Source organism: Salinibacter sp. (assembly GCF_042218895.1).
Lineage (GTDB): Bacteria > Bacteroidota > Rhodothermia > Rhodothermales > Salinibacteraceae > Salinibacter.
Genome location: NZ_JBDGQQ010000111.1, coordinates 1 through 4,381, shown reverse-complemented (window position 1 = coordinate 4,381; position 4,381 = coordinate 1). Strand labels below are relative to the sequence as shown.

Genomic DNA, 4,381 nt, shown 5'->3' with positions numbered 1-4,381 from the left:
CCCTTCGTGAGGGTGGGCGTGGCGGTGGGCTCGACGGCCACGATGCGGGGGAGGGGCGCGTCGCCGTCCACGTGGCGTTCGAGGAACGGGTAGAAGAACCCGGCGAAGTTGCTGCCGCCCCCGGTGCAGCCCACGAGCACGTCCGGCTCTTCCGCGCCGGCCTGCGCCAGTTGCTTCTGCGTCTCCTGCCCGATCACGGTCTGGTGCAGAAGCACGTGGTTGAGCACGCTGCCGAGCGAATATTTGGTCGTCTCGTCCTGTACGGCCCGCTCCACGGCCTCACTGATGGCGATGCCGAGGCTCCCGCTCGTGTCGGGGGCGTCGGCGAGCACGTCGCGTCCAGCCTGCGTCTTCTCGCTGGGGCTGGGCGTGACGGTTGCATCCCACGTTTCCATCATCACGCGGCGGTAGGGCTTCTGCTCGTAGCTGATGCGCACCATGTAGACCTCGCAGTCGAGGTCGTACATCTGCGTGGCGAAGCTGAGCGCGCTGCCCCACTGCCCGGCACCCGTCTCGGTAGTGAGGCGCGTGGTGCCCTCCTCGGCGTTGAAGTAGGCCTGCGGGACCGACGTATTCGGCTTGTGACTGCCGGTGGGACTCACGCCCTCGTACTTGTAGAAGATCTTGGCGGGCGTCTCCAGCCGCTCCTCCCAGCGACGGGCACGGTACATGGGGGTGGGGCGCCAGAGGCGGTACACGTCGCGCACCGGCTCGGGGATGGAAATGTGCCGCTCGGTGCCCATCTCCTGGTGCACGAGGGCGTCCGGGAAGATGGCCTCAAAGTCGGCCGGCCCGGCCGGCTCGTGCGTTTCGGGGTTGAGCACCGGCGGGAGCTCGGCCTCGAGGGTCTTCAGGTCGGCGTTGATGTTATACCAGTGCTCGGGAATCTCCGACTCGGAGAGGAGATACTTGGTCTGCTTGTCGTCGGGCATGGGGGAGGAGTACGGGTAAAAGAGAATCGGATGGCATCACGCAAGATCGATCCCTGGGACCGAAGGGTCAAGGCGTCAGCCCCTGCATGTTGGAAGATGAGGTAAGGGACGTGCCCGTTACCCCCGATCTCCTTTTGGGCGCGAACCTGTATGAACTCGCGCCGAATGCTCCGAAAACGGTCTTGACTTTGCGGCGGTTGCCGCCGATCGTTTAGATCGAGTCTAAATAAATGAATCCAGCGGTCGAGTTTCTATGTCGCTTCGCTTCTATACAGTCGCGCTGCTCGCGTTCTTTTTCGCTGGTGGTGTAGCGTCCCCCGGCTTCGCCCAGACGGGCCGCATCGAAGGACGGGTCGTCGACGCCGAGCGCGGCGAGGGGCTCCAGGGGGTCAACGTGGGCCTGGAGGGGACGTCGCTCGGGGCCGTGACGGCCGAGGACGGCACGTTCGAGATTGAGGACGTACCGGTGGGGCGCTACACGGTCGTGGCCAGCTTCGTGGGCTACGCGACCGAGCGGAAAGCCGTGACGGTGGAGGCGGGAGAAACGGTGACGGTGAATTTTGCCTTTGAGGCCGCCGACGTGCGGATGCAGGAGGTGGAGGTCATTGGCCGGGAGGCCACCGGCTACATGAGCGAGTACAGCTTTGCGGCGACCAAGACGGCCACGGCCACGCAGAACGTGCCCCAGTCCCTCTCGGTGGTTCCGAAAGAGATCCTCGACGACCAGCAGATCTATCGCCTGAACGAGGTGTTCAAGAACGTGAGCGGCGTGAACACCTTCTCGGGCTACAACGACTACACGGCCCGCGGCTTTCGCTCCTTCGAAGCGCGCCTCATCAACGGCCTCAAGGCGGGCTTCTCCTTCTGGAATAATCCCCTCCTCCCCCACATCGAGCGGGTCGAGGTCATCAAAGGGCCGGCCTCAGCGCTCTTTGCGAACACCAACCCGGGCGGCACCATCAACATGGTCACGAAAAAGCCGCTGCCGTCCTCGCGGCGGTCGCTGGACGTGACGCTCGGGAGCTTTGACACCTACCGCGCCACGGCCGACTTCACGGGGCCGCTCACGGACGACAACTCGGTGCTCTACCGCCTGAACGTGGGCTACGAAAATACCGAAACGTTCCGTCGCCTGCAGGGGAGCGAGTCGATCCTCATCGCTCCGTCGGTCTCGTTCCTCCCCAGCGACCGGACGCGCGTGAACCTGGACCTCGTGTTCTCGCACGTGGACACAAAGCTGGACCGCGGGCAGCCCATCTTCAACGAGACCGACGATCTCACGTCCACGCCCATCGAGTTTTCGCTGAGCCAGCCGGGCGACTACATGCGCAACACGCACTTCTACGTGACGGCGTCCCTCACCCACGACTTCACCGACCGGCTCTCCTTCAGCAGCTCGTACATGAAGTTCCGCTACGACCACGACCTGGAGGAGCACCGTACGAGCAACGTGTTTCTGCCGAATGATCCGACGACGCTCCAGCTCGCGTTCATCAAGCGCAAGCAGGAGCGAATCACGGACAACGTGACGAACTACTTCACCCTCGACGCGGAGACCGGGCCCGTGACGCACGAGGCGCTCGTGGGCTTCGACTTTTTTCAGCAGCAGGACAACCGGACGCAGTGGGGCGCCCGGGGCGACGAGCAGTTCCTGGTGCCAACCGATACGGGCACGGTGGCCCTGCCCGGCGGCAACGTCGGCAACTTCAGCCTCACGGATCCGAGCTACACGATTGAGGGGCGCAACCCCTCGACCTACACGGCCAACTGGTTCTCGCAGGAGTGGCTGACCGAACCGGTCCGCTCGCGCACCTACGGGCTCTACGTGCAGGACCAGCTCCGGTGGAACGACCTGCGCGTGCTGCTGTCGCTGCGCCGCGAGTGGTACCGCGACCTTCTGCCGCCGAGTCAGGGCGGCGAGACCGTCGAGCAGTCCGCCTGGATTCCGCGGATCGGGGCGGTGTACAGCCTGCCGGGCGACGTGAACGTGTACGGGACCTACGCCGAGGGCTTCCAGCCGCAGTCCGCGCAGGCCATCATCAACCCGCAGGCGGGCGGGCCCTTCGACCCGGAGAAGAGCCGGCTCTACGAGGCCGGGGCGAAGGCGAAGCTCCTCGACGGCCGCCTCACGGCCACGACCGCGCTCTACCAGATCACGAAGGAGAACGTCCTGGTGAGCGCCAATGCCCCGGGCAACCCACAGCTGCTGGAGCAGCGCGGCGAGGAGCGCTCGCGGGGCGTGGAGCTGGAGGTGGCGGGCGAGCCGGTCTCCGGGCTCCGCCTGACCGCGAACTACGCCTACAATCGCGCCATTATCACCGAAGCGGCCACGGAGGCAGAGGAGGGGACCGTGAAGGAGAACGCCCCGCACCACATGGGCGGCTTCTGGTCGACCTACACCATCGGCCAGGGGCCCCTGCAGGGCCTCGGACTCGGACTCGGGGCCAACTTCGTCACTGAGCGCAACACGTTCGAGGAGGACCTGCAACTGCCCGGCTACGTGGTGGTGGACGCGTCCGCCTTCTACACGGTCAACAACTTCAAGATCACCGCCTCGGTCGACAACGTCTTCGACGAGACCTATTGGACCGGCGGCTACAACTTCGGGCGGATCTTTCCGGGCACGCCGCGGAAGGCCCTCCTGAAGATCGGCTACACGTTTTGAGGCGTGAGAACGTGATGCGTGAAGGGGCGGACTGATTCTGATACGAGACGACGAGCACCGAGACGATGGCCTCGGACGACACGCCGGACTGGCTGTCCAACAAGACCCTCTTTCGCTGGCACGGGTGGCTGGGGCTGAACCTGGGGCTGCTCCTGTTTGTGGTCTGCTTCTCCGGCACCATCGCGGTCTTTAGCTGGGAGATCGACTGGCTGATCGATCCGGCGATGCGCGCCGAGCACGACACCGTGCGCTGGACGGCGATGGCGGACAGCCTCCAGGCCGCATATCCGAACCACGTCGTCACCTTCATTCAGGGCCCGCGCCGCGACGGGTTCGCCGCGATTGCCTACGCCACGGACCCGACCGGGCGGAGCGTAAAGCTGTGGGTGCACCCGGAGACCGGCGCCGTGCAGAAGCGCGGCAACTTCTGGACCGTCCAGCGGTTCTTCCGGTCGTTCCACCGGCGCATGTTCGTGCCCAATCCGTTCGGGCTCCTCTGGGTGAGCCTGTTCGCCGTCGTCCTGCTCGGGTCGGCCACCACGGGCATCCTCTTCTACGAGGGGTGGTACCGCAACCTCTTCCGGTGGCGGTGGAAGGACGTGCGCCTCTTCTTCTCCGACGGGCACCGGTTGGCCGGTGTGTGGGGCCTCGCGTTCGCCGCCCTCATCGTGGCGACCGGCGTGTGGTACATGGTCGAGGTCTTCGCCCCGAGGCCCGGACCCAGGCCGCCCGAGATTTCTGACGAGGCGCTGGTCGAACGCGGCCCCACGCCCGCCCTTCTGCC

At 65.7% G+C, this 4,381-nt stretch carries 3 protein-coding genes; 2 read left to right on the top strand and 1 reads right to left on the bottom strand.

Annotated features, from left to right (window positions below; all coding sequences use genetic code 11):
• A partial coding sequence (locus tag ABEL04_RS09880) for a TrpB-like pyridoxal phosphate-dependent enzyme (RefSeq protein ID WP_375802226.1) occupies positions 1-932 on the bottom strand: 932 nt, incomplete at its 3' end.
• A 253-nt stretch (positions 933-1,185) separates the two neighbouring features.
• Between ABEL04_RS09880 and ABEL04_RS09875 the strand changes: the two genes are divergently transcribed.
• Together ABEL04_RS09875 and ABEL04_RS09870 are read left to right on the top strand one after the other, a co-directional pair.
• Complete coding sequence (locus ABEL04_RS09875) at positions 1,186-3,597, top strand: TonB-dependent siderophore receptor (protein WP_375802225.1); 2,412 nt, start codon at positions 1,186-1,188, stop codon at positions 3,595-3,597.
• A gap of 65 nt (positions 3,598-3,662) precedes the next feature.
• A partial coding sequence (locus ABEL04_RS09870) for a PepSY-associated TM helix domain-containing protein (protein ID WP_375802224.1) occupies positions 3,663-4,381 on the top strand: 719 nt, incomplete at its 3' end.